Origin of the sequence: Serratia sp. CY40230 (assembly GCF_052168835.1) — a bacterium.
Lineage (GTDB): Bacteria > Pseudomonadota > Gammaproteobacteria > Enterobacterales > Enterobacteriaceae > Serratia > Serratia nematodiphila.
The window spans coordinates 218,829-242,893 of sequence record NZ_JBJNLX010000006.1 but is presented as its reverse complement, the minus strand read 5'-3'; the positions used below and the strand labels follow the sequence as shown (position 1 = coordinate 242,893).

General features: G+C 58.6%; 24 protein-coding genes and 1 pseudogene. 12 read left to right on the top strand and 13 right to left on the bottom strand.

What is annotated here, in order from left to right:
* Window positions 1–64 precede the first annotated feature (64 nt).
* Window positions 65–166, bottom strand: a pseudogene (locus ACJ8IJ_RS21340).
* 193 nt (window positions 167–359) lie between these two features.
* Here ACJ8IJ_RS21340 and ACJ8IJ_RS21335 point away from each other — a divergent pair.
* Both ACJ8IJ_RS21335 and ACJ8IJ_RS21330 read left to right on the top strand, forming a co-directional pair.
* A complete protein-coding gene (locus ACJ8IJ_RS21335; protein ID WP_351108115.1) occupies window positions 360–1,253 on the top strand; it encodes a hypothetical protein in 894 nt (297 codons plus the stop codon).
* A gap of 58 nt (window positions 1,254–1,311) precedes the next feature.
* Window positions 1,312–2,430 (top strand): threonine/serine transporter, encoded by a 1,119-nt coding sequence (locus ACJ8IJ_RS21330; protein ID WP_286093680.1) that lies wholly within the window; start codon window positions 1,312–1,314, stop codon window positions 2,428–2,430.
* A 10-nt stretch (window positions 2,431–2,440) separates the two neighbouring features.
* On the opposite strand, the gene ACJ8IJ_RS21325 is transcribed toward ACJ8IJ_RS21330, so the two are convergent.
* The 6 genes from ACJ8IJ_RS21325 to rpmH all read right to left on the bottom strand — a co-directional run bounded on the left by ACJ8IJ_RS21325 (window position 2,441) and on the right by rpmH (window position 7,230).
* Window positions 2,441–3,241, bottom strand: coding sequence for an MBL fold metallo-hydrolase (locus ACJ8IJ_RS21325; RefSeq protein WP_442518865.1), 801 nt, complete (start codon window positions 3,239–3,241; stop codon window positions 2,441–2,443).
* Window positions 3,242–3,390: 149 nt separating this feature from the next.
* Window positions 3,391–4,755 carry a tRNA uridine-5-carboxymethylaminomethyl(34) synthesis GTPase MnmE gene (gene mnmE / locus ACJ8IJ_RS21320; RefSeq protein WP_442518866.1) on the bottom strand — a complete coding sequence of 455 codons (1,365 nt, stop codon included), beginning with the start codon at window positions 4,753–4,755 and terminating at the stop codon, window positions 3,391–3,393.
* A gap of 96 nt (window positions 4,756–4,851) precedes the next feature.
* On the bottom strand, window positions 4,852–6,489 hold the full coding sequence (yidC, locus tag ACJ8IJ_RS21315; RefSeq protein WP_004933876.1) for a membrane protein insertase YidC: 1,638 nt from the start codon (window positions 6,487–6,489) through the stop codon (window positions 4,852–4,854).
* Between the two features lie 2 nt (window positions 6,490–6,491).
* Entirely contained in the window at window positions 6,492–6,749 is a 258-nt protein-coding gene (yidD, locus tag ACJ8IJ_RS21310) for a membrane protein insertion efficiency factor YidD (protein WP_004933881.1), read from the bottom strand.
* Window positions 6,713–7,072, bottom strand: coding sequence for a ribonuclease P protein component (rnpA, locus tag ACJ8IJ_RS21305; RefSeq protein ID WP_004933883.1), 360 nt, complete (start codon window positions 7,070–7,072; stop codon window positions 6,713–6,715). The genes yidD and rnpA overlap by 37 nt, the downstream gene beginning before the upstream one ends.
* 17 nt (window positions 7,073–7,089) lie before the next feature.
* Window positions 7,090–7,230, bottom strand: coding sequence for a 50S ribosomal protein L34 (rpmH, locus tag ACJ8IJ_RS21300; protein ID WP_000831330.1), 141 nt, complete (start codon window positions 7,228–7,230; stop codon window positions 7,090–7,092).
* A gap of 682 nt (window positions 7,231–7,912) precedes the next feature.
* On the opposite strand from rpmH, the gene dnaA reads away from it, so the two are divergent.
* The 5 genes from dnaA to yidA all read left to right on the top strand — a co-directional run bounded on the left by dnaA (window position 7,913) and on the right by yidA (window position 14,916).
* Window positions 7,913–9,307 (top strand): chromosomal replication initiator protein DnaA, encoded by a 1,395-nt coding sequence (gene dnaA, locus ACJ8IJ_RS21295; RefSeq protein ID WP_004933889.1) that lies wholly within the window; start codon window positions 7,913–7,915, stop codon window positions 9,305–9,307.
* 4 nt (window positions 9,308–9,311) lie between these two features.
* A complete protein-coding gene (gene dnaN / locus ACJ8IJ_RS21290) occupies window positions 9,312–10,412 on the top strand; it encodes a DNA polymerase III subunit beta (RefSeq protein ID WP_004933892.1) in 1,101 nt (366 codons plus the stop codon).
* A 45-nt stretch (window positions 10,413–10,457) separates the two neighbouring features.
* Window positions 10,458–11,543, top strand: coding sequence for a DNA replication/repair protein RecF (gene recF / locus ACJ8IJ_RS21285; protein WP_004933895.1), 1,086 nt, complete (start codon window positions 10,458–10,460; stop codon window positions 11,541–11,543).
* 18 nt (window positions 11,544–11,561) lie between these two features.
* Window positions 11,562–13,976 (top strand): DNA topoisomerase (ATP-hydrolyzing) subunit B, encoded by a 2,415-nt coding sequence (gene gyrB / locus ACJ8IJ_RS21280; RefSeq protein ID WP_004933898.1) that lies wholly within the window; start codon window positions 11,562–11,564, stop codon window positions 13,974–13,976.
* Between the two features lie 124 nt (window positions 13,977–14,100).
* Window positions 14,101–14,916 carry a sugar-phosphatase gene (gene yidA, locus ACJ8IJ_RS21275; protein WP_049187064.1) on the top strand — a complete coding sequence of 272 codons (816 nt, stop codon included), beginning with the start codon at window positions 14,101–14,103 and terminating at the stop codon, window positions 14,914–14,916.
* Window positions 14,917–14,941: 25 nt separating this feature from the next.
* On the opposite strand, the gene ACJ8IJ_RS21270 is transcribed toward yidA, so the two are convergent.
* Entirely contained in the window at window positions 14,942–15,883 is a 942-nt protein-coding gene (locus ACJ8IJ_RS21270) for an ornithine cyclodeaminase family protein (protein ID WP_442518867.1), read from the bottom strand.
* Window positions 15,870–16,838, bottom strand: a complete 969-nt coding sequence (locus ACJ8IJ_RS21265) for a threonine/serine dehydratase (RefSeq protein WP_442518868.1) — start codon at window positions 16,836–16,838, stop codon at window positions 15,870–15,872. Before ACJ8IJ_RS21265 ends, ACJ8IJ_RS21270 begins: the two co-directional genes overlap by 14 nt.
* Before the next feature lie 123 nt (window positions 16,839–16,961).
* Between ACJ8IJ_RS21265 and ACJ8IJ_RS21260 the strand changes: the two genes are divergently transcribed.
* Complete coding sequence (locus ACJ8IJ_RS21260) at window positions 16,962–17,291, top strand: hypothetical protein (RefSeq protein ID WP_442518869.1); 330 nt, start codon at window positions 16,962–16,964, stop codon at window positions 17,289–17,291.
* 38 nt (window positions 17,292–17,329) lie between these two features.
* The gene (locus ACJ8IJ_RS21255; RefSeq protein ID WP_442518870.1) at window positions 17,330–18,610 is read left to right on the top strand and encodes a DUF3748 domain-containing protein; all 1,281 of its coding nucleotides are present in this window, start codon (window positions 17,330–17,332) and stop codon (window positions 18,608–18,610) included.
* Window positions 18,611–18,640: 30 nt separating this feature from the next.
* Here the strand turns inward: ACJ8IJ_RS21255 and ACJ8IJ_RS21250 are convergent, their stop codons facing one another.
* Window positions 18,641–18,988, bottom strand: a complete 348-nt coding sequence (locus ACJ8IJ_RS21250; protein ID WP_004933911.1) for a YceK/YidQ family lipoprotein — start codon at window positions 18,986–18,988, stop codon at window positions 18,641–18,643.
* A 309-nt stretch (window positions 18,989–19,297) separates the two neighbouring features.
* Here ACJ8IJ_RS21250 and ibpA point away from each other — a divergent pair, with 309 nt between their 5' ends.
* The 3 genes from ibpA (at window position 19,298) to ACJ8IJ_RS21235 (ending at window position 22,073) form a co-directional block, all read left to right on the top strand.
* Entirely contained in the window at window positions 19,298–19,711 is a 414-nt protein-coding gene (gene ibpA / locus ACJ8IJ_RS21245; protein WP_004933919.1) for a small heat shock chaperone IbpA, read from the top strand.
* Window positions 19,712–19,818: 107 nt separating this feature from the next.
* Complete coding sequence (gene ibpB, locus ACJ8IJ_RS21240) at window positions 19,819–20,247, top strand: small heat shock chaperone IbpB (RefSeq protein ID WP_004933922.1); 429 nt, start codon at window positions 19,819–19,821, stop codon at window positions 20,245–20,247.
* A gap of 167 nt (window positions 20,248–20,414) precedes the next feature.
* Complete coding sequence (locus ACJ8IJ_RS21235; RefSeq protein ID WP_004933926.1) at window positions 20,415–22,073, top strand: putative transporter; 1,659 nt, start codon at window positions 20,415–20,417, stop codon at window positions 22,071–22,073.
* Between the two features lie 10 nt (window positions 22,074–22,083).
* Here the strand turns inward: ACJ8IJ_RS21235 and ACJ8IJ_RS21230 are convergent, their stop codons facing one another.
* From ACJ8IJ_RS21230 to ACJ8IJ_RS21220, 3 genes are all read right to left on the bottom strand, one after another.
* Window positions 22,084–22,464: a type II toxin-antitoxin system VapC family toxin gene (locus tag ACJ8IJ_RS21230; protein WP_004933929.1), complete on the bottom strand. Its 381-nt coding sequence runs from the start codon at window positions 22,462–22,464 to the stop codon at window positions 22,084–22,086.
* Window positions 22,464–22,685, bottom strand: coding sequence for a ribbon-helix-helix domain-containing protein (locus ACJ8IJ_RS21225; protein WP_004933932.1), 222 nt, complete (start codon window positions 22,683–22,685; stop codon window positions 22,464–22,466). Before ACJ8IJ_RS21225 ends, ACJ8IJ_RS21230 begins: the two co-directional genes overlap by 1 nt.
* Before the next feature lie 74 nt (window positions 22,686–22,759).
* Window positions 22,760–24,010 carry a valine--pyruvate transaminase gene (locus ACJ8IJ_RS21220; protein ID WP_004933935.1) on the bottom strand — a complete coding sequence of 417 codons (1,251 nt, stop codon included), beginning with the start codon at window positions 24,008–24,010 and terminating at the stop codon, window positions 22,760–22,762.
* Window positions 24,011–24,065 lie beyond the last annotated feature (55 nt).

Sequence of the window (24,065 nt, the reverse complement as noted above, 5' to 3'; positions counted from 1 at the left end):
CAACCACATCCGAATCGACGGCGTCCAATGAGCCTATAAAAGTAGCTATCAGACAAGAAAGAGTTGGCGGAGAGAGCAGGATTCGAACCTACGACACGATAACTCGTGTGGATTTAAGAAACGGTTAGTTTCTTAAATCTGGCTTAAACCACTCGCCCACCTCTCCGCATTCGTTTGTTGGAAACATAAAACCACAAAATAAAAATGGTTAAAATAACCTAAACTTGGAAATGTGACTAAAGCCACAAAAGCCCTATTTTATCTGTGTGTTTGTTAATTATCGGAGTCAGATCACTAAATTTACATTAGCTATTGTTATAAAAAGTTGGCGTCATTGGCTACGAATAGGGAAGAAGGGCATGCCAGATCTCGAGTTAATGCCGCTGCAAAGCGCCGAATTTTATAAGACAGCTGAACGTGTTGTTTTTAAAGAATATAAATGCAACTGCAAAAAAGGTTGGAAGGGCGAAGATCGCTTTATCGTCTACAAGGCCGATCAGAATGGAATCATTGAGGTCGTCAACAATGAGGTTTCAAATAATAACCTCGAAGAGCTCATCGCGCTGGCATCGTCTTTTTTGACGGATAAGGTGGTGATTTCCGGCGGGCATACCGTGGTTAATTTGGACGATCGTTTTTCTGTCAGCAGTGAAGTGGAAAAGTCCGCGCGATTCTGCATTGACTACATAGCCGAATCCATCCGACAGCTCAACGTTCAGCCTGACTTCTTGATGGAAATAAATGATTTCTATATGGAAAAAAACGATGGCAGCGAGATAGACGGCGCTAACGAATTCAGGAGGATGGCGACATCGCCGTATATTATTCCAGAAAAAATAAACGACTACATTCTGGCGTCGAATCAACGTCATAACATTGATATCAATGCATTTTATGTCAGTGAGAAAAACATGGCGGATCGCTTTAAACGCCACATTAAAAACCGTATGGATAAAGAGGCGTATTTTCAGCGCCAAGACGGTAATGTGAAGATGACGGTGGGAGAGCACGAGTTCGATATCATCAAGGAAAATAAACCGACCTGTGCGGCGGGCAATGCCGCGACGTTCAGGGCTATTCGGTATCGTATTTCCTCTAATAAAGTCTTCGATAATTACACGTCGCATATTGGCGTTTTTCCGCTGTGTTCACGCGTTAACGTACTTAACGGCTATCGCGCGGCCGCGACTTTTTACGATAACTTTTCCTTGCCTTCCTTACTGGTTTTCTTCGGCAAATCCTGTTTTGAATGACATTTTTTGTGCCAGCTGGCTATGTGTCGCTGCATAGCCATGATGGTCGAGCATTATCATGAAAATTTCACACCTGTATTGGCCAGTCACTTTCTTCTCCACGGCATTCGGCGCCGGGATTTTCTTTTTGCCTCAGGCGGTGGGGCCGGGCGTGCTGGGGATGAAGGCGTTCATGCTGTTTATCGTCATCGCCATGTCGGTATCGATGATGGCGCACTATCTTTTTTTCAAATTCATCATCTCGCACCCGCAGAAAGATTTCCTGGCGGCATCGTCGACGTTTATCGGTGAGCGGGCGGCGGCAATCGTCTGTGTGCTGTTTATTCTGTCGATGATCATTATCGTGCTGATAAATTTCATCACCCTGGTTAACGTGGTCGCGTCTTTTCTCCACGATGGATTTTGGGTTCGGGGCGGTGTTTCGCTGTTGCTGAGTGCGGCGCTGTCGGCCGCATGGCTGGCATTTAGCCAGCGAATCGAGCACTTGATCTCCAGAATGGCACTGGTTTCTATCGTGCTGGTGGCGATCCTTACGCTGTTTTTCCTGTTACAACCTGCAGGGGCTCAGCGGGCGCCTGCGCCGCCGAACATTTCATTGCAAACGTTGGTGCTGCTGCCTATTTTTCTTTTTACGTTTAACTTTACCCCGTGTATCCAGCGGTTTGCGCAAAGTGCCGTGCGGCCGCAGGCGCGCAGTATTCTGTTCGGCAAGATACTGATCCTGGCGTTTATCGCCATGATCGTTATCGCTATCAGTCGCTTGCTGACGTTGGATGATATCTCGATCATTAACGGCCGCAATGTGGATTCGCTGTTTTATACCGCAGGTTTGACCGGTAACTCGATGGCGTGGTTAGGCGCAGCCCTGCTGCTGTGCTTGCTCACCGGCGGCGCTTATATCGGCACCTTGACCGGGGTCATCGACGGTATTACGTCCTTCGGCATGGCGGGAAAAAAAGGCATCATCGCGGGGAACATTGTTGTCTGTACGCTTATCGGCACGATTAATCCGAGCATCATCAAGATCATCTCAAGCTGGTCGATACCCGTTATCGTGATGACCGTCTTTTTCATCCCATCACTGTATTTTTTACAGCGGGGCGACGGCCGGCAAAAGATGGTGGGAATAGCGGTGCTGTGCTGCGGCATCGCGGTGATAGCGACGCTATTCGTGTAAAGCGGTACGTCTAAGCCAGAATCAGCGTATCGCCGGTGGCCGGCGCGATCCCTTCCGGCAGCCATAGCCGGCCCCAGGCGCCGGTACAGTGGCAGCCCATAATCTTTTCCGGCTGATGCTGGCGCAAAAAACGGCGGACGCGCCAGAGGGTACGCGGAGAAGCGCAACGCAGATGAAAACCGCCAATCAAGGCGTGGATCCGATCGATACCGGTGATTTTCTGGCAGTGGCGCACAATATTCACGATCCCGCGATGCCCGCAGCCGGTCACGATCACCAGACCGCGATTCGATTTGTAAATCAGCACCCCTTCGTCGATAACGTAATCCACCGCCGCGTTTTCCCCGGTAATCACCCCGTAGGCGCGCGGTGCGGGCACGGCGATTTCACCTGACCACATAAAGCGATCGCCGATCGCCAGCGGCTCGCGGCTGTAGTTCATGTTATGGCGCGAGTAGTCGATGTCCAAAGAGAGCTTTTTGATTTTGTGGGTGTGGCCCAGCACCTTCAGCGCCGCATAGCGTTCATCACCGATTTGGGGATGGCAGATGATGCGGCTGTTGTCCGGCAGCCAGGCGACGCCGCCGCAGTGGTCATAGTGGCCGTGGGAGAGCACCGTCGCGGTGATGCGGGAGAGATCGACGCCCATCAGCGCCGCATTGCGCAGGAAGCTGTCGTCGGGGCCGGTGTCGAACAGTATGGAGGTCGTCTCGTCTTCAATCAGCAGGCTTAACCCGGCCTTGGCCTGCAATAGCGGGTTGGCGCCGGCGGCGCGGCGGTTTTCCAGCAATACCTTGAGGGTTAACGCCATGTTGACTCGTTCCTGAGAAAGACACCTGACCGTCCAGTATATCGCGGGCAGTTGCGGCGGCGCTGTGAGCCAGCGCGCAGAGCGAGAGCGGGAAAGAAAAACGGCCGGAACAAGGGCTTATCCCGGCCGTGAAGGCCTCTGGCAGCGCGTTATTTACCGATACAGAAGCTGGAGAAAATGCGGCCCAGCAGGTCGTCGGAGGTGAATTCGCCGGTGATTTCGCTCAGGGCCAGCTGCGCCTGACGCAGTTCCTCGGCCAGCAGCTCGCCCGCGTAAGCGCTCACTAACTGTTCTTTGCCCTGCACCAGATGCTGCGCCGCCAGTTCCAGCGCCTGCAGGTGGCGACGGCGCGCCAGGAAGCCGCCTTCCATGTTGCTGGTGAAGCCCATGCTCTGTTTCAGATGATCGCGCAGCACATCGACGCCTTCGCCGGTGCGGGCCGACAGGCGAATAAGTGAGTGGTTATTCACTTCCGTCAGGCCCAGCGTTTCACCGGTGATGTCGGCTTTGTTGCGCACCACGGTGATCGGCAGCGTGCCCGGCAGGCGCGCCATAAACTCCGGCCAGATCTCCGCCGGCTCGGTGGCGGCGGTGGTGGTGCCGTCCACCATAAACAGCACCCTGTCAGCTTGTTCGATCTCGTTCCAGGCACGTTCGATGCCGATACGCTCCACTTCGTCGCTGGCGTCGCGCAGGCCGGCGGTGTCGATGATGTGTAGCGGCATGCCGTCGATATGGATATGTTCGCGCAAGACGTCGCGGGTGGTGCCGGCGATATCGGTGACGATCGCCGCCTCGCGCCCGGCCAACGCATTGAGCAGGCTGGATTTACCGGCGTTGGGGCGCCCGGCGATCACCACCTTCATCCCTTCGCGCAGCAGGCTGCCCTGGCGCGCTTCGCCGCGCACGCTGTCCAGATCCGCCATGACGTCGTTGAGCTGCGCCTCGATTTTACCGTCGGACAGGAAGTCGATTTCCTCGTCCGGGAAGTCGATCGCCGCCTCCACGTAGATTCGCAGGTGAGTGAGCGCTTCCACGAGCTGGTGGATGCGGGTGGAAAATGCGCCCTGCAGCGAGTTCATCGCCGAACGCGCCGCCTGCTCGGAGCTGGCGTCGATCAGATCGGCGATCGCTTCGGCCTGCGCCAGATCGAGTTTGTCGTTGAGAAACGCGCGCTCGGAGAACTCGCCCGGCCGCGCGATGCGCACGTCGGGCTGCGCCAGCACGCGCTTGAGCAGCAGATCGAGGATCACCGGCCCGCCGTGGCCCTGCAGTTCCAGCACGTCTTCGCCGGTAAAGGAGTTCGGCCCCGGAAACCACAGCGCGATGCCCTGATCGAGGGTGGCACCGGCGGCGTCGCGGAACGGCAGATAGTCAGCGTAGCGCGGCTTCGGCAGCTTGCCGAGCAACGCCTGGGCGACGTCTTTGGCCTTGCTTCCGGAAATGCGCAGAATGCCGACGCCGCCGCGTCCCGGCGGGGTGGCTTGGGCTACGATGGTATCGGTGGTGCTCATAACGGTTCTCTCTGACGATTAAGATGCAAAAAGGCGGTCTAATGACCGCCTTTGGTGTGACTGCAAGGGTCGGCGCGCCGAACCCCTACACTACGCTTAGCTTTTTTTCTTGTCGCGGCTGTGCAGACCGCGTTTTTCCAGACCACGGTAAATCAGCTGCTGCTGCAGGATGGTCACCAGGTTGCTGACGATGTAGTACAGCACCAGACCGGACGGGAACCACAGGAAGAACACTGTGAAGATCACCGGCATGAAGGTCATGATTTTCTGCTGCATCGGGTCAGTTACGGTGGTCGGCGACATCTTCTGAATGAAGAACATCGTCACGCCCATCAGGATTGGCAGGATGTAGTACGGGTCCTGCGCCGACAGGTCATGGATCCACAGGGCGAACGGCGCGTGGCGCAGTTCGACCGAACCCATCAGCATGTAGTACAGCGCCAGGAAGATCGGCATCTGAATGATCAGCGGCAGACAGCCGCCGAGCGGGTTCACTTTCTCCGCCTTGTACAGCGCCATCATCTCTTGGCTCATGCGCTGTTTGTCATCGCCGATGCGTTCGCGCATCGCCTGCAGCTTCGGCTGCAGCATGCGCATTTTCGCCATCGAGGTGTACTGCGCCTTGGTCAGCGGGTACATGATGCCGCGCACGATGAAGGTGATGATGATGATGGAGAAGCCCCAGTTACCGATAAAGCCGTGGATGAACTTCAGCAGTTTGAACAGCGGCTGGGAGATGAACCACAGCCAACCGTAATCCACGGTCAGATCCAGGTGTGGCGCTAGCTGAGCCATCTGGTCCTGCAGCTCCGGGCCGACCCACAGGGTCGCGTTCAGCTGTTGCTGAGCGCCCGGCTGCACCACGACCGGTGTAGATTTGAAGCCGATGGTGGACAGGTTGTCACCCGGTTTGGCGGTGTAGAAGGTGTTGTCACCCTTGGTCGCTGGCACCCACGCGGTGGCGAAGTACTGCTGCAGCATCGCAACCCAACCGTCTTTGGTGGTGACGCTCAGGTTTTCGTCTTTGTCGAACGCGTATTTCTGGTACTTGTCCTCGCTGGACGAGTACGCCGCGCCGCGGAAGGTGTGCAGCGCGAAGTTGCTGCTGCCGGTGTCACGGTGCTTAGGCAATTCGGTGGTCTGCTTCAGCTGGCCGAACAGGGTCAGCTCCAGCGGCGTCGCGCCTTTGTTGTCGATGCTGTAATCCACGCCGACCGCATAGTGGTTGCGTTTGAGCACGAAGGTCTTGGTGTAGATCGCGCCGTCTTTACCGGTGTAGGTCAGCGGGATGCGCAGCTCGTCCTGGCCTTCCGGCAGGGTGTAGCTGTCTTGCGCCGCCTGATACAGCGGGCGTTCGCCGTTGGCCGGGTTGTCCGGGCCGTTTTTACCGGTCAGGCCGCTTTGCGCCTGATAGACGAACGACGGGGTGGTTTCCAGCAGTTGGAACGGAGTCGATGAACCCAGAGTATCCGGGTAGGCCAACAGTTTAGCCTGCTCGATATCGCCACCACGGGTGTTGATGGTCAGTGACAGCACGTCGGTGTTCACGGTAATCAGCTTACCCTGACCACTGGCTGGCACGGCCTGGCTGGCGGCATCACCGGCTACTGCGTTCGAAGTCTGTTGCGTGGTCTGTGCGGCCGGCTGCGGAGCGTTGTCCGTTTGCCATGCCTGCCAGATCATGAAAGACACGAACAGCAGAGCGATGAGAAGAAGATTGCGTTGCGAATCCATCGTTAGTGTTCTCTGTTATCGTCGGTTTTTGGCGGCACCGGATCATCGCCACCTGGGTTCAAAGGGTGGCATTTTAATACGCGTTTCAATGCTAACCAACTGCCTTTTATCATGCCAAACCTGCTTAATGCCTCAATTGCGTAATGAGAGCATGTCGGCTGGAAGCGACAACGAGGCCCTAGCAGCGGGCTGATGACGAGCTGATAGGCCCGCACCAGCCCGATCAGGATGCGGGAGCCTGGCGACAGTGGCGACGCCATAATTTATCCAAAGCTTCCGTCAGCGCGCGGTTATCCAAATCCGCTATCCCCTTTTTGGCCACCACGACAAAATCCATCGCCGGTAATTCGTGCTGGCGCAGGCGGAAGCTTTCGCGGGTTAGGCGTTTGATCCGATTACGCTCGTGCGCGCGTTTGACGTGTTTTTTGGCGACGGTAAGACCGATGCGGGGATGCCCCAGCTGGTTCAGGCGGCCGAGGATGGTGATTTGCGGCGTGCCAGCCCGTTGTGGCTGCTGGAAGACGAAAGTGAAATGAGTGGGAGTTAACAAACGTAACTCCCTGGGAAAAGCGAGCTTAACCACTCAGCGGGTTAGCTTTATTACTTAGAAACAGTCAGACGAGCACGGCCTTTCGCACGACGGCGGGCCAGAACTTGACGACCATTTTTGGTGGCCATACGAGCACGGAAACCGTGGCTACGGTTGCGCTTCAATACGGACGGTTGGAAAGTGCGTTTCATAGCGATTTCTACCTAAACTTAAAATAATTACTGATCAGTAAACGCGTTTGGCTACTCGGCGTGAAGATGACCGACGCCTCAATCGCAATACATAAAGAAGCGGGATTGTAATAATTGTACAGTCCTGAGTCAATTCGCATCGCGCCAGCCTACCTGGTTGTCTGCCAATAACGGAACAAAATCCGCTCTTGGCCCGTGGTCACCGCAGAATCCTGTCTGGCTAATGACGCACCATAAGGAACCAGGTATCACACGTAGGGCGAAGATTATACGGACTCGGGGTGAAATCGCAAGGATCCCCTTGAGATCCTTTGCGCGCGATCCCAGGATCCGACGTGGATAACAGGGTATAACCGGTTGACAATGTAAAAAACGCGGCGCAGCGGCCGGGATCTGCGCGGTCATTCGGCGCTGGCGGCGAAAAGATCGCCGCCGGCCGCGGCCTGTGGATAAAATGGATCTAATCTGTGAGGAAGGGGAGGATCTCTTGCTCGGATTGCGCTATGATCCGTCATTCCGATCGCGATCCCTCATGCCGGGATCGTGAGGGACACAAACCGTGAAAGGCGGTTCGCATCCCCCACAGGCAAACAGCCGATGCCGGGTATGTGTCAAAAATCATGAGTTATAAAAAAGTTGCCCGTTTCTTTTCTTTATTGATCTTGTTCGAGTGGAGTCCGCCGTGTCACTTTCGCTTTGGCAGCAGTGTCTTGCCCGATTGCAGGATGAGTTACCTGCCACAGAATTTAGTATGTGGATTCGCCCATTGCAGGCGGAACTGAGTGACAACACCCTGGCGCTGTACGCGCCTAACCGTTTTGTGCTGGATTGGGTTCGCGATAAGTACTTAAACAACATCAATGGTCTGCTGAATGATTTCTGCGGCACGGATGCGCCTTTGCTGCGTTTTGAAGTCGGCAGCAAGCCGATCACGCAGGTGATCAGCCAGACCGTGACCGCCAGCGTCAGCAGCGCCCCTGCGGCTCCGGCGGCGCGCACGGCCGCGCCTTCGCGCCCGAGCTGGGACAACGCGGCGGCGCAGCCCGAGCTCTCTTACCGCTCCAACGTCAACCCTAAACACACCTTCGACAACTTCGTCGAGGGTAAGTCCAACCAGCTGGCGCGCGCGGCGGCTCGCCAGGTGGCGGACAATCCGGGCGGCGCCTACAACCCTTTGTTCCTGTATGGCGGCACCGGCCTGGGTAAAACTCACCTGCTGCACGCGGTCGGCAACGGCATCATGGCGCGCAAGGCCAACGCCAAAGTGGTCTACATGCACTCGGAACGCTTTGTGCAGGACATGGTCAAAGCGTTGCAGAACAATGCCATCGAAGAGTTTAAGCGCTACTACCGTTCGGTCGACGCGTTGCTGATCGATGACATCCAATTCTTTGCCAACAAGGAGCGTTCGCAGGAAGAGTTCTTCCATACCTTTAACGCCCTGTTGGAAGGCAATCAGCAGATCATCCTGACTTCGGATCGCTACCCTAAAGAGATCAACGGGGTGGAAGATCGTCTGAAGTCCCGCTTCGGCTGGGGGCTGACGGTGGCGATCGAGCCGCCGGAGCTGGAAACCCGCGTGGCGATCCTGATGAAAAAGGCCGACGAAAACGACATTCGCCTGCCGGGCGAAGTGGCGTTCTTCATCGCCAAGCGCCTGCGTTCCAACGTGCGTGAGCTCGAAGGGGCGCTGAACCGCGTGATCGCCAATGCCAACTTTACCGGCCGGGCCATCACCATCGATTTCGTGCGCGAAGCGCTGCGCGATCTGCTGGCGCTGCAGGAAAAGCTGGTCACCATCGACAATATCCAAAAGACGGTGGCGGAGTATTACAAGATTAAAGTCGCGGATTTGCTGTCCAAGCGGCGTTCGCGATCCGTTGCCCGCCCGCGCCAGATGGCGATGGCGCTGGCGAAGGAACTCACCAACCACAGCCTGCCGGAAATCGGCGATGCGTTTGGTGGCCGCGACCATACCACGGTGTTGCACGCCTGCCGGAAGATCGAGCAGTTGCGTGAGGAAAGTCACGACATCAAAGAAGATTTCTCCAATTTAATCAGAACATTATCTTCATAGCGCTATGAAATTTATCGTTGAACGTGAGCATCTGCTAAAACCGCTGCAACAGGTGAGCAGCCCGCTGGGCGGCCGCCCGACCTTGCCGATCCTGGGCAACCTGCTGCTGCAGGTGACGGAAGGCTCCCTGCTGCTGACCGGCACCGATCTGGAGATGGAGATGGTGGCGCGCGTCGCCCTGTCCCAGCCGCACGAGCCGGGCGCGACGACTGTGCCCGCGCGCAAATTCTTTGATATCTGCCGTGGCCTGCCGGAAGGGGCGGAGATTGCCGTCACGCTGGAGAGCGAGCGCATGTTGGTGCGGTCCGGCCGCAGCCGCTTCTCGCTGTCCACGCTGCCCGCGGCGGACTTCCCGAACCTGGACGACTGGCAGAGCGAGGTGGAGTTCACCTTGCCGCAGGCGACGCTGAAGCGCCTGATCGAAGCCACCCAGTTCTCGATGGCCCATCAGGACGTGCGTTACTACCTGAACGGCATGCTGTTTGAAACCGAAGGCGAAGAGCTGCGCACCGTCGCGACCGACGGCCACCGCCTGGCGGTGTGCTCGATGCCGATCGGCCAGCAGCTGCCGTCGCATTCGGTGATCGTGCCGCGTAAAGGGGTGATGGAACTGGTGCGTCTGCTGGACGGCGGCGATTCGCTGCTGCAGCTGCAGATCGGCAGCAACAACATCCGCGCCCACGTTGGCGATTTCATCTTCACGTCCAAGCTGGTTGACGGCCGTTTCCCGGACTATCGCCGCGTCTTGCCGAAGAATCCGGACAAAACGCTGGAAGCCGGCTGCGATCTGCTCAAGCAGGCGTTTGCCCGCGCGGCCATTCTCTCGAACGAGAAATTCCGCGGCGTGCGGCTGTACGTCAGCCAGAACCAGCTGAAGATCACCGCCAACAACCCGGAGCAGGAAGAGGCGGAAGAGATCCTCGACGTCAGCTACGACGGCGCGGAGATGGAGATCGGTTTCAACGTCAGCTACGTGCTGGACGTGTTGAACGCGCTCAAGTGTGAAGACGTGCGCCTGCTGTTGACCGACTCGGTCTCCAGCGTGCAGATCGAAGACGGCGCCAGCCAGGCGGCGGCCTACGTTGTCATGCCAATGCGGTTGTAGTCTCGTTACCTTGAATTACAGCACCGTCATCGGTAAAGAGATTGCATGGCTCTGACGCGTTTATTGATTAAAGATTTCCGCAATATCGAGGCGGCGGATTTGGCGCTGGCGCCGGGATTCAACTTCCTGGTCGGCGCCAACGGCAGCGGCAAGACCAGCGTGCTGGAGGCGGTGTATACGCTCGGCCATGGCCGCGCCTTTCGCAGCCTGCAGGCTGGTCGGGTCATTCGCCACGACCAACCGGAGTTCGTGCTGCACGGCCGCATCGAAGGCGCGGAGCGCGAGCTGTCGGTAGGATTGAGCAAGAGCCGTCAGGGTGACAGCAAAGTACGCATCGATGGCAGCGACGGCCACAAGGTGGCCGAGCTGGCGCAGCTGCTGCCCATGCAGCTGATCACCCCCGAAGGTTTTACCCTGCTGAACGGCGGGCCGAAATTCCGGCGCGCCTTCCTGGACTGGGGCTGTTTTCATAACGAACCCGGTTTTTTCACCGCCTGGAGCAACCTGAAACGGTTACTGAAGCAGCGCAATGCCGCGCTGCGCCAGGTGAGTCGCTATGCGCAGATCCGCGCCTGGGATCAGGAACTGATCCCGCTCGCGGAGCGCATCAGCGAATGGCGGGCGGAATACAGCGACGCGATCGCCGCGGATATCACCGCGACCTGCGCGCAGTTTCTGCCTGAGTTTGCCCTGAGCTTCTCCTTCCAGCGCGGCTGGGACAAAGAGAGCGACTACGGCGAGCTGCTGGAGCGCCAGTTTGAGCGCGACAGGGCGTTGACCTATACCGCGGTGGGGCCGCATAAAGCGGACTTTCGCATTCGTGCCGACGGCACGCCGGTAGAGGATTTGTTATCGCGCGGTCAGCTCAAGCTGCTGATGTGCGCGTTGCGCTTGGCGCAGGGTGAGTTTCTCACCCGGCAGAGCGGGCGGCGTTGCCTGTATCTGATTGATGATTTTGCCTCCGAGCTGGACACCGGCCGTCGCCGGTTGCTGGCCGATCGCCTGAAAGCCACCCAGGCCCAGGTTTTTGTCAGCGCGGTCAGCGCTGAACAAGTGACCGACATGGCCGGTGAAAAGGGCAAGATGTTCCGCGTGGAACAGGGTAAAATAGAGGTTCAACCACAGGACTAAAATGAGCGAGAAACGTTGATGTCGAATTCTTATGACTCCTCAAGTATCAAGGTATTAAAAGGGCTGGATGCGGTGCGCAAGCGCCCGGGCATGTATATCGGCGATACCGATGACGGCACCGGTCTGCACCACATGGTATTCGAGGTTGTGGACAACGCTATCGACGAAGCGCTCGCGGGCCACTGTAGTGACATTCAGGTCACCATCCATGCCGACAACTCGGTATCGGTACAGGATGACGGCCGCGGCATTCCGACCGGCATTCACCCGGAAGAAGGGGTTTCAGCCGCAGAGGTCATCATGACCGTGCTGCACGCCGGCGGTAAATTCGACGACAACTCCTATAAAGTTTCCGGCGGCCTGCACGGCGTGGGCGTCTCGGTGGTTAACGCCCTGTCGGAGAAACTGGAGCTGGTGATCCGCCGCGAAGGCAAAGTGCACGAACAAACTTACAGCCACGGCGAGCCGCAGGCGCCGCTGAACGTGGTGGGCGAAACCGAGCAGACCGGCACCATGGTGCGTTTCTGGCCGAGCCACCAGACCTTCACCAATGTGACCGAATTCGAGTACGACATTCTGGCCAAGCGTCTGCGCGAGCTGTCCTTCCTCAACTCCGGCGTGTCCATCCGCCTGAAGGACAAGCGCACCGACCGTGAAGACCACTTCCATTACGAAGGCGGCATCAAGGCGTTTGTCGAGTACCTGAACAAGAACAAAACCCCGATCCACCCGAACGTGTTCTACTTCTCGACCGTGAAAGACGATATCGGCGTGGAAGTGGCGCTGCAGTGGAACGACGGTTTCCAGGAAAACATCTACTGCTTCACCAACAACATTCCGCAGCGCGACGGCGGCACGCACCTGGTCGGTTTCCGTACCGCGATGACCCGTACGCTGAACAGCTACATGGAGAAGGAAGGCTACAGCAAGAAGGCCAAGGTCAGCGCCACCGGCGATGATGCGCGTGAAGGCCTGATCGCCGTGGTGTCGGTGAAGGTGCCGGATCCGAAGTTCTCCTCTCAGACCAAGGACAAGCTGGTCTCTTCCGAGGTGAAAACCGCGGTTGAAACGCTGATGAACGAGAAGCTGGTGGATTACCTGATGGAGAATCCGGGCGACGCGAAAATCGTGGTCGGCAAAATCATCGACGCGGCGCGCGCGCGCGAAGCGGCGCGTAAAGCGCGTGAGATGACCCGCCGCAAAGGCGCGCTGGATCTGGCCGGCCTGCCGGGCAAGCTGGCGGACTGCCAGGAACGCGATCCGGCGCTGTCCGAACTGTACCTGGTGGAAGGGGACTCCGCGGGCGGCTCTGCCAAGCAGGGGCGCAACCGCAAGAATCAGGCTATCTTGCCGCTGAAGGGGAAAATCCTCAACGTCGAGAAAGCGCGTTTCGACAAAATGCTCTCTTCGCAGGAAGTGGCGACGCTGATCACCGCGCTGGGTTGCGGCATCGGCCGCGACGAGTACAGCCCGGACAAGCTGCGTTATCACAGCATCATCATCATGACCGATGCCGACGTCGACGGTTCGCACATCCGTACGCTGCTGTTGACCTTCTTCTACCGCCAGATGCCGGAAATCATCGAGCGTGGCCACGTGTTCATCGCACAGCCGCCGCTGTACAAGGTGAAGAAAGGCAAGCAGGAACAGTACATCAAAGATGACGAGGCGATGGATCAGTACCAGATCGCCATCGCGATGGACGGCGCTACGCTGCACACCAACGCCAGCGCACCGGCGCTCGGCGGCGAGCAGTTGGAAAAACTGGTGGCCGAGCACTACGGTGTGCAGAAGCTGATCGGCCGCATGGAGCGCCGCTACCCGCGCGCGCTGCTGAACAGCCTGATCTATCAGCCGACGCTGAACGAAGGCGATCTCAGCGATGAAGCCAAGGTGAAGACCTGGATCGCGTCGCTGGTGCAGGCGCTGAACGACAAAGAGCAGCACGGCAGCAGCTATGACTTCGTGATCTTCGAGAACCGCGAACGCCAGATGTTCGAGCCGGCGCTGCGCATCCGCACCCACGGCGTGGATACCGACTACAAGCTGGACTTCGACTTCATCCACGGCGGTGAATACCGCAAGATCTGCCAGCTGGGCGAGCAGCTGCGCGGGCTGATCGAAGAGGGCGCGTTCATCGAGCGCGGCGAACGCCGTCAGCCGGTAGACAGCTTCGAGCAGGCGCTGGAGTGGCTGGTGAAAGAGTCGCGCCGCGGCCTGTCGGTGCAGCGTTATAAAGGTCTGGGCGAGATGAACCCGGAGCAGCTGTGGGAAACCACCATGGATCCGGAAAGCCGCCGCATGCTGCGCGTGACCGTCAAGGACGCCATCGCTGCCGATCAGCTGTTCACCACGCTGATGGGCGATGCGGTTGAGCCGCGCCGCGCCTTTATCGAAGAAAACGCCCTGAAAGCGGCGAACATCGATATCTGATGCGTTAATGGCTGTAAAAATCCGCGCCGGGCGACCCGCGCGGATTTTTTTACGCCTTTTTTGGCGCTGACAGCCGAGGCTGAAACGCGTTAGCATGAATAAAAACCACTGGGAGAAGCGTTGAATGGCTATTGAACTGATTGCGATCGACATGGACGGCACGTTGCTGGATCCGCAGCATCAAATCACGCCGGCGGTAAAGCAGGCTATCGCGGCGGCGCGGCGCAAAGGGGTGCACGTGGTGCTGGCCACCGGGCGGCCTTATGTCGGCGTGCAGGACTATCTGCGCCAGTTGGACATTCAGGGCCCCGGCGATTTCTGTATCACCTATAACGGCGCGCTGGTGCTGCGTGCGGTCGACGGCGCCTGCATTCTGCAAGAAACGCTGGGCTTTGAGGATTATCTGCATTTCGAGCAGATGGCGCGCGAGTTCGGCGTTCACTTCCAGGCGTTTGATTTCGATACCCTGTATACCCCGAACAAGGACATCGGCAAGTACACCATACACGAGGCGGAAATGACCGGCATTCCGCTGAAATACCGCAGCGTGGAAGAGATGGATCGCCAGATGCGTTTCCCTAAAGTGATGATGATCGACGAGCCGGAGCTGCTGGACCGCGCTATCGCGCGCATCCCGGAAGAAACGCGCGCGCGTTACACTATCTTGAAAAGTGCGCCTTACTACCTTGAGATCTTGCACAAGAACGTCGATAAGGGCGCCGGGGTGAAAATGCTGGCCGAGCACCTCGGCGTGGCGCGGGAAAACATCATGACGCTGGGGGATCAGGCTAACGATACGGCGATGATCGAATATGCCGGCGTCGGCGTGGCGATGGGCAACGCCATTCCCGAGCTGAAAGCGGTGGCGCAGTTTGTCACCAGCGCCAATACCGAAGACGGCGTGGCGCGCGCTATCGAGAAGTTCGTGCTCAACGCCTGAGAAAACGGGGCGCTGCGGCGCCCCTTTATACTTTCGCCAACACCCCTTTGGCGATCTGCAGATCCTGAATCGCCAAGCCGGTGAGATCGGCGATGGTGATGTGCTGCGGCTCGCGTCGTACCCGCCCTCCCTGCGCCAATGCGGCGCCCATTTCGACGATCGGCGTTGAAGTCAGTTTGTTCTGCCGATAAGCCGTCGCGATCTCGCCATAGTCTGTGCACTGAGCCAGCGCATCGACCAACAGCGCGTCCGCGCGGGCCACCAGCTCGGTCGCCAGCTCCTGCTTACCGGGCGCGTCGGCACCCACCGCGGTAATGTGCGTGCCGGGCCGAATATCCGCCGCCTGCAAAATCGGTTCGCGGCTGGGCGTGGTGGTGACGATCAGCTGACAGTGTGCCGCCAGCTCCGCCGCATCCTGCGTAACCCGCACCCGAAACCCCTCGGCCTCGACATCGCGGCGATACGCCGCCAGCGCCTGTTCGTTGCGGCCCCACACCCATACCTCGCGGCAATCGGTCACCGGTTTCAGACATTGCAGTTGCAGCCGCGCCTGCAGGCCGGTGCCGACCATGCCGATCGCCTGAATATGCGGCGGCGCGCACAGCTCGGCGACGATGCGGCCGGCCAGGGCGGTGCGCAGCGCGGTCAGCCAACCTTCATCTTGCAGCAGCGCCTGCGGCTCGCCGGTCTGGGCGGAGAACGCCATCATCAGCCCCTGATTGCTCGGCAGGCCGTGTTCGGCATTGCGATAGAAACCGGTAGAGATCTTGACCACGAACAGTTCGTCGCCTTCCAACCAGGCGGATTTGATACAGCAGTCGCCGGCGGTCTGCTCGAACAGGAAATGCTGCGCCGGCGGCTGTTGCACCCGCTGTTGCGAGTAGGCGATAAAACCCTGCTTCAGCAGCGGCGTTATGGCCTCGGCGTCGAACGCGGCGAGAATTTGCTGCCGATTAAGGATGCGCATCGGCGATGGCCTTGAGGTATTTCTCCAGCACGATGTTTTTACCGCACAGCACCACCGCCACCTTTTTACCTCGGTATTCCGGCGCCAGTTTGATCGCCGCCGCCAGCGCTACGCCTGCTGCGCCTTCGATAATCCAGCGATCGCTGGCGGCGATCCGGCGCATCGCGTGTTTAATCTCCGCCTCGCTGACCAGCACTTTGCGGTCAATCAGCTGCTGGCACAGCGGGAAGGTCACGGCGCCTGGCTCGACGCCGCCGGCGGTGCCGTCGGACAGGGTTTCTTGTTCTTCCACCGGGAAGATATGGCCGGCTTCCAACGCGCTGTACAGGCTGGTGGCGTTTTCCGGCCAGCAGGCGATAAGCTGCGTGTTTGGCGACAGTTGCCGCAGAACGGTGCCGATGCCGGCGATATAGCCACCGCCGCCGACCGCCACGAACACCGCGTCAAGATCGGCGAGTTGTTCAACCAGCTCCATGCCGCAGGTGCCCTGGCCGGCAATGACCTGCTCGTCGTTATACGGCGAGATGTAGGTTTTCCCCTGTTCGCGTGCGGCTTGTTCCCCTGCCAGTTCGGCGTTCAGCGCGTCGCCCGGCACCAATTCCACGGTGCCGCCCAACGCGCGAATGGTGTCGAGCTTGATGCTCGCCGCCGTCTCCGGCGCATAAACCGTGACGCCAACGCCCATCCGTTGCCCCGCCAGGGCGACAGCCTGGCCGTGGTTGCCGGTTGAGGCGGCGATCACGCCGCGCCGGCGTTGTGCGTTATCCAACAGCCGCAGCTTGTTGCTGGCGCCGCGAAATTTAAAGGAACCGGTGTGCTGCAGGTGGTCGCATTTCAGATACAGCTCGCAGCCCAATTGCTGAGAAAGCAGCACGCTGCGCTCCAGCGGCGTGACCCGCACCTGAGGGCGCAGTTGCTGATGAGCGGAAACAATGGCATCGAAGAGGGGGTTCATACCGGCTCCAGAAGATTTATTTGGACTTAAAAATCCAGTTTGTACTTTTTTGTATTGATTGTAAACCCCGCGGCCCGACCTTCGGGCACACCGATCAGAAAACGGCAACGGTCGGCGAGAGCATTGCCGTTTTCGGTGAAAATAATCATAAACCTGTCGTTTAGCGGCACGATTTTTTATTTATTTGCGTTAAGTAAGGCGCTGCCGCTGCCTTATTCTTATAAGGGAAGTGAGAATGAAAAAATAGCGTTTGCATCACCCACCTCTATTACATTGGCGCCGTTGAGTCTCGCCGGCAGGAATTCGATCGCCTGGTCGGCCGCTTATTTTCTGCCGACGCCGTCGATCGGCTTAAATGATAAGACGCTGGAAAATAATTGCGTGATTTCGAATCGAAAAATCCTCCCGCCTCACCCTCACAGGCCATATGAAACGCTGCGGGCGATCCGGTAAGATGACGGCTCAGTGCCAGCATGTGCAGGAGAGCCGCCATGAGCCATCGGGAAAAACAACTGACTTTCGACCCTCGTGGGCATCAGTTAACCAATATCAACGTCTGGACGCCGGACAGTCAATGGCTGGCTTATGACGTGCGCCCGCGCGGCTCCTCTTTCACCGGCCTCAGTATCGAGCGTGTCAACGTCGCCAGCGGTGCAGTGGAGGTGGTTTATCGCGCCCAGCACGGCGCCCACGTCGGCGTGGTCACGGTCAGCCCCGATGCGCCGGCGCGCTATGCCTTTATTCACGGACCTGAGCACCCGGACAGCGCCTGGCAGTATGATTTTCACCACCGCCGCGGGGTGATCGTCAGCGAACCGGATCGCGAGTTGGCCATTACCCTCGACGCGCTGGATATCACCGCGCCCTATACCCCCGGCGCGCTGCGCGGCGGCAGCCACGTGCACGTTTTCAGTCCGGACGGCAGCCGCCTCAGCTTTACCTATAACGATCATGTGATGCATGAACGCGATCCGGCGCGCGATCTGCGCAACGTCGGCGTGGCCGTGCCGCTGCACGGGGTTAATCCGCCAAAACAGCACCCGCGCGAGTACGACGGCAGCCACTATTGCGTGTTGGTCAGCGAGACGGTGCCGCAGCCGCAGCCGGGCAGCGATCAGATCAATCGCGCTTACGAAGAAGGCTGGATCGGCCGCGAAGGCTACCGTAAGGCCGACGGCAGCCGGCAGCGCTGGGCGCTGGCATTTATCGGCGATACGTTGTCCGCCGCCGGAGAGAAGCTGTCTGAGGTGTTTATCGTCGATCTGCCGGAGAACGACGTCGACTACGCCCGGGCGGGCGCTCTGCCGCTGCAGGGGACGGAAAGCGAGCTGCCGGCGCCGCCGCTTGGCGTCAGGCAGCGGCGGGTAACCTTTACCGGGGATCGCCGTTTTCCTGGCGTGGCTGGTGCGCCGCGCCACTGGTTGCGCAGTTCGCCGGACGGCAGCCAGATAGCTTTTCTGATGAAGGACGACGGCGGCGTGGTGCAGCTGTGGACGGTGTCGCCTAACGGTGGCGAGCCGCGCCAGGTGAGCCGCAGCGAGCATGACATCCAGTCGGCGTTCAGCTGGCACCCGCAGGGCGGGACGATAGCCCTGGTGTGCGACAACAGCGTGATGCTGTGCGAGGTGGCCAGCGGTCGCCTGCAGCGTTTGACGCAGCGCAGCGTGCAGCCGCCGTCGGGGGATGCCGTGGTGTTCTCGCCGGATGGCAAGAAAGTGGCGTTTATGCGCGAGATAGCGGGGTTCAACCAGATCTTCGTGGTTGAGGCGTAAGGCGGGCCTGATGACCCGCTGCGTGCGCGATTAGTGCGTGGCGGTGCTGTCGTCGCCCTGGCCGGGATTGCCGGTCGCCGCCAAATTCTGCTGCTCGCTGCGCAGGATACGCGCTTTTGGCGAGTCTGCGGTGGCGTCGTTGCCGGATCGCAGATAGTCGTAAGGCAGCAGCACGGTATCCATCACCGCGGAGAACGGCAGATCCAGCGCCACCAGCGGCATCATCGCCCAGCTGGTGTTGTCGTCCTTCAGCATGTCCACGCTGGCGCGGGTGCCGGGATAGTAACCCTGATTCGGGCCGGTATGGCTCATCACGCTGGAGCAACCGCTGGTCGCCAACAACATGCAGCCCGTCGCTATCGCTTTCATCATCGTCATTAATCCATCCTGCAGGGTTGCTGTTCCCCTAAATTAAGCTGATTTATAACATCCTGTTGCTGCTTTAAAAGAAGCAAAATCCCGCTCTGTGGCGGCTCTCTCACTTTAGTGTAAGTGGTAAAAAAAACTTTTACCTTATTGGTGCAAATTTTTTTGATCCTCGCCTGTTGAATTGATGAAAGCAACCCCCATTTTATCATCAGAGCCGAATTGAGAATTCGCCGTAAGGGAATTCTGGCTTAATTAGCCTGTCCAGAGTGGAAGGCGTATTTATTTCAACCTCGCTGAAGTGCCTTAGGAGGCTGTTTTATGCGTAATTTTGATCTTTCCCCGCTATACCGTTCCGCCATTGGTTTCGATCGCCTGTTCAACGCGCTGGAGGCTGGCCAGAGTCAGGGCAACGGCGGTTATCCCCCTTATAATGTCGAGCTGGTGGATGAAAATCATTATCGGATCGCCATCGCGGTAGCCGGGTTTGCCGAGCAGGAGCTGGAGATCACCACGCAGGACAATCTGCTGATCGTGCGCGGGGCGCACAACAATGAACCGGCAGAAAAAACCTATTTATACCAGGGCATCGCCGAGCGTAATTTCGAGCGTAAATTCCAGCTGGCCGAACATATTCAAATTAAAGGCGCCAAACTGGAGAATGGCCTGTTGTATATCGACATGCAACGCATCGTGCCGGAAACATTAAAACCGCGCCGCATCGAAATTAAATAAATTTCCGTTTCGCCGGCAGGTACGCTGCCGGTAAATATGAAGTCATGATTAGCCTGCCGTCAGGGGGCTGAATAAACACATCTCGCTTAATGAAAGGAGTTGTTCCTATGCGTAATTACGATTTATCCCCGCTTCTGCGTCAGTGGATTGGTTTTGATAAATTGGCCAGTTCAATGGGCGGCCAGGAACCCCAGGGGTTCCCGCCGTATAACATCGAGAAAAGTGACGACAATCACTACCGCATTTCTTTGGCGCTGGCCGGTTTCCGGCAGAGCGAACTGAATATTGAAGTGGAAGGGCCGCGGCTGACCGTCAGCGGTAAACCCACGCCGCCGGAAAAACAGGTCGAGTACCTGCATCAGGGGCTGGTGTGCAAAGAGTTCCAGTTGACCTTCACCCTGGCGGAACACCTGCAGGTGTCCGAGGCCAAATTTGAAAATGGCCTGTTGCACATCGATCTGGTGCGTCAGGTGCCGGAAGCCTTGCAGCCTCAGCGCATCGCCATCGGCGCGACGCCGGAGCTGGAAGCGAAATAACCGGCTGAAAAACGGTCATCATCATGCGGGGGAGATCCAAACGGATCTCCCCCGTTGCGTTATGTGGCGCACGCCACAGTCCCCCCGTCTGCCCGATGCCATAATCCTTGTTAATTGTGTGTCTTTGGCCGCAAATCCCATGTTCAACTTTGGCAAGGATGTGACCTATGAGCGATATCGCCCTGACCGTCAGCATGTTGGCGTTGGCGGCCGTCATTGGGCTGTGGATGGGGAACTGGAAGCTGTATGGCGTCGGGTTGGGCATTGGCGGCGTGCTGTTCGGCGGTATCCTGGTCGGCCACTTTGCCCAGAGCGGGCAAATCAGCCTGAATGGGGACATGCTGCACTTTATCCAGGAGTTTGGCCTGATCCTGTTCGTCTACACCATCGGCATCCAGGTCGGCCCCGGTTTCTTCTCTTCGCTGCGCGTCTCCGGTCTGCGGCTCAACGCCTTCGCGGTGCTGCTGGTGCTGACCGGCGGCGTCGTGGCGGCGGCGGTACACAAGCTGTTCGACGTGCCGCTGCCGATCATCCTCGGCGTGTTCTCCGGTGCGGTCACCAACACCCCGGCGCTGGGCGCCGGTCAACAAATCCTGACCGATCTCGGTTCCGATCCGGCGCTGGTGGACGGCATGGGGATGGGTTACGCCATGGCCTATCCGTTCGGCATATGCGGCATCCTGCTGGTGATGTGGCTGATCCGGCTGATTTTCCGCATCAACATCGAGCGTGAGGCTCAGGCGTTTGAAAGCAGCCTGGGCAATCAGCGCGAGTTGCTGCACGCCATCAACGTGGCGGTGCGCAACCCCAATCTGCAGGGCATGGCGATCAAAAGCGTGCCGCTGCTCAACGGTGAAGCGATCGTCTGTTCGCGCCTCAAGCGCGGGGAGCTGTTGATGGTGCCGGCGCCGCACGAGCGGCTGGAGCTTGGCGACTACCTGCACCTGGTGGGCAAACGCGAAGATCTGGAGAACGCCCGGTTGGTGATCGGCGAAGAGGTGGATGCCTCGCTGTCGACGCGCGGCACTGCGCTGCAGGTGGTGAGGGCGGTGGTGACCAACGAGCAGGTGCTGGGGAAAAAAATCCGCGATCTGAACCTGAAGCAGAAATATGACGTGGTGATTTCACGCCTCAACCGCGCCGGCGTGGAGCTGGTGGCCGGCAGCAACGTCACGCTGCAGTTTGGCGACATTCTCAACCTAGTCGGTCGGCCGGAGGCCATCGACGCGGTGACGGCGATTGTCGGCAACGCCCAACAAAAACTGCAGCAGGTGCAGATGCTGCCGGTGTTTATCGGTATCGGCCTCGGGGTATTGCTCGGTTCTATTCCGCTGTTCGTGCCCGGCTTCCCGGCGGCATTGCGGCTGGGGCTGGCCGGCGGGCCGCTGGTGGCGGCGCTGATCCTGGGGCGCATCGGCAGCATCGGCAAGCTGTACTGGTTTATGCCGCCGAGCGCCAACCTGGCGCTGCGCGAACTGGGCATCGTGCTGTTTCTGGCGGTGGTCGGTTTGAAATCGGGCGGCAACTTCATCGATACGTTGTTGCACGGCGAGGGGCTGACGTGGGTCGGGTACGGCGCCTTGATCACCGCGATTCCGCTGCTGAGCGTCGGTATTCTGGCGCGCACGGTGGGTAAAATGAATTACCTGACGCTGTCCGGCATGTTGGCGGGATCGATGACCGATCCGCCGGCGCTGGCGTTCGCCAACGGTCTGCATCCCACCAGCGGCGCCGCGGCGCTGTCTTACGCCACCGTTTATCCGCTGGCGATGTTCCTGCGCATCATGTCGCCGCAGCTGCTGGCGGTGCTGTTCTGGACGCTATAGCGCTGCCCGTCTACAGCCGGTAAGGCATTAACACGCCGTTGTCAGTGCCAAAATCTTTGGGGTTGCGGGAGATGAGCGTCCGGAACCCCACCTGCGCGGTGGCCCAGATAATGGCGTCCGGCAGCTTCACATGCTGTGAGTGGCGCAGTTCTACGGCGCGTTCGGCAACTTCATCGGTAATAGGCAGCAGCAGGAATTGCCCTAAAAACTGGCGCGTTTTCAGCTCCAGCGCCGGCCCCTGCTTTTTGGCACCCACCATCACTTCCATCCAGGTGATGGCGCTAATAGCCGGATTGGTGTGGTATTCGGTCAAAACGTCTTTGGCTTGAGGAATGCCGTTGAGATAATCGATCAGAATATTGGTGTCGAATAACGCCCGTTGAGCCACCATTATTCCCACTCCTCGCGCTGACGATTTTCGTAGTCCACGCCATCTCCCATCGCCCCGGACCAGAGCCCGAAAGCATTGCTGGGATCTTCAACGTGGTTCTCCGTCAGATAGCGGGAGACGGCCTGACGGATGATTTCGGCCCGGGGAACGTGGCGGATATTTTTCAGATTGTCGAGCTGCCGCAGGTCTTCTTCAGGTAAATCGATCACGATGCGAGTCATCGCTAGCCCTCCAAAAAAAGATATACGATATATGTATCGTATATCTTTATCGGTCGATTTTCAATCAGCTGGCATTAGCCTTCCTGATGCGCGCGTTCGATCTCTTCTGCCAGGATCGCCACGCCGCGCTCGATTTTCTCCGGGTCGGGCACGTAGTTCATGCGCATGCACTGGTGAGTGTGCGGCCAGTCGTGCTCCAGCCCCGGGAAGAAGTAGTGGCCCGGCACCATCAGCACGCCGCGCTTTTTCAGGCGCTGATACAGCACCTCGGTAGTGATCGGCAGATCCTTGAACCACAGCCAGAGGAAGATGGCCCCTTCCGGTTTGTGGATCAGGCAGCGCTCCGGCGACAGGTAGCGGCGGATAATCTCGATGGTATGTTCGACGCGCTGTTTGTAAAACGGGCGAATCACCTCGTTTGACAGGCGCAGCAGATCGCCGCGCGCGATCATTTCTGTTGCCATCGCCGGCCCCATGCTGCCCGGCGACAGGCTGATGATGCCGTTCATGTTGGTCAGCGCGGTGATCACCTTCTCGTCGGCGATCACGATGCCGCAGCGCGAGCCCGGCAGGCCGAGTTTGGACAGGCTCATGCACAGGATGGTGTTCGGGTTCCACAGCGGCGTGGCGTCGCTGAAGATAATGCCGGGGAACGGCACGCCGTAGGCGTTGTCGATCACCAGCGGAATATCGCGCTGCTGCGCCAGCAGGTCGAGCTTCATCAGCTCTTCGTCGGTGATCACGTTGCCGGTCGGGTTGGTCGGCCGTGAAACGCAGATCATGCCGATGTCGTCGCCGATGGTGAGGTGTTCGAAATCAACGTGATATTTGAACTGGCCGTCCGGCAGCAGCTCGATGTTCGGTTTGGCGGAAACGAACAGCCCTTCGTCCAGCCCGGCATCGGCATAGCCGATATATTCCGGCGCCAATGGGAACAGCACGCGGCGGCGCGAACCGTCGGCGTAGCGGCCGGCGAACAGGTTGAACAAGTAGAAAAACGCGCTTTGGCTGCCGTTCGTCAGTGCAATATTCTGTGGTGAAATCTCCCAGCCGAGCTCGTCGCGCAGCAGATTGGCCAGCGCTTTCAGCAGCGCGTCCTTGCCTTGCGGGCCGTCGTAGTTGCACAACGCTTCGGTCAGTTTGCCCTGGTCGAGCATCTCCTGGCACAGCTGTTTGAAGTAGGCTTCCATCTCTGGGATCTGCGCCGGGTTGCCGCCGCCGAGCATGATGGCACCGGGGGTGCGCAGGCCTTCGTTCAGGTCGTCCATCAAACGGGTAATGCCCGCATAACGGGTAAATTTTTCGCCGAAAAGTGAGAAAGTCATAGGTGCAGCAGTACTGTTTTTTAGCAGGTAATCCCCCACCATACCGCCAGACAAA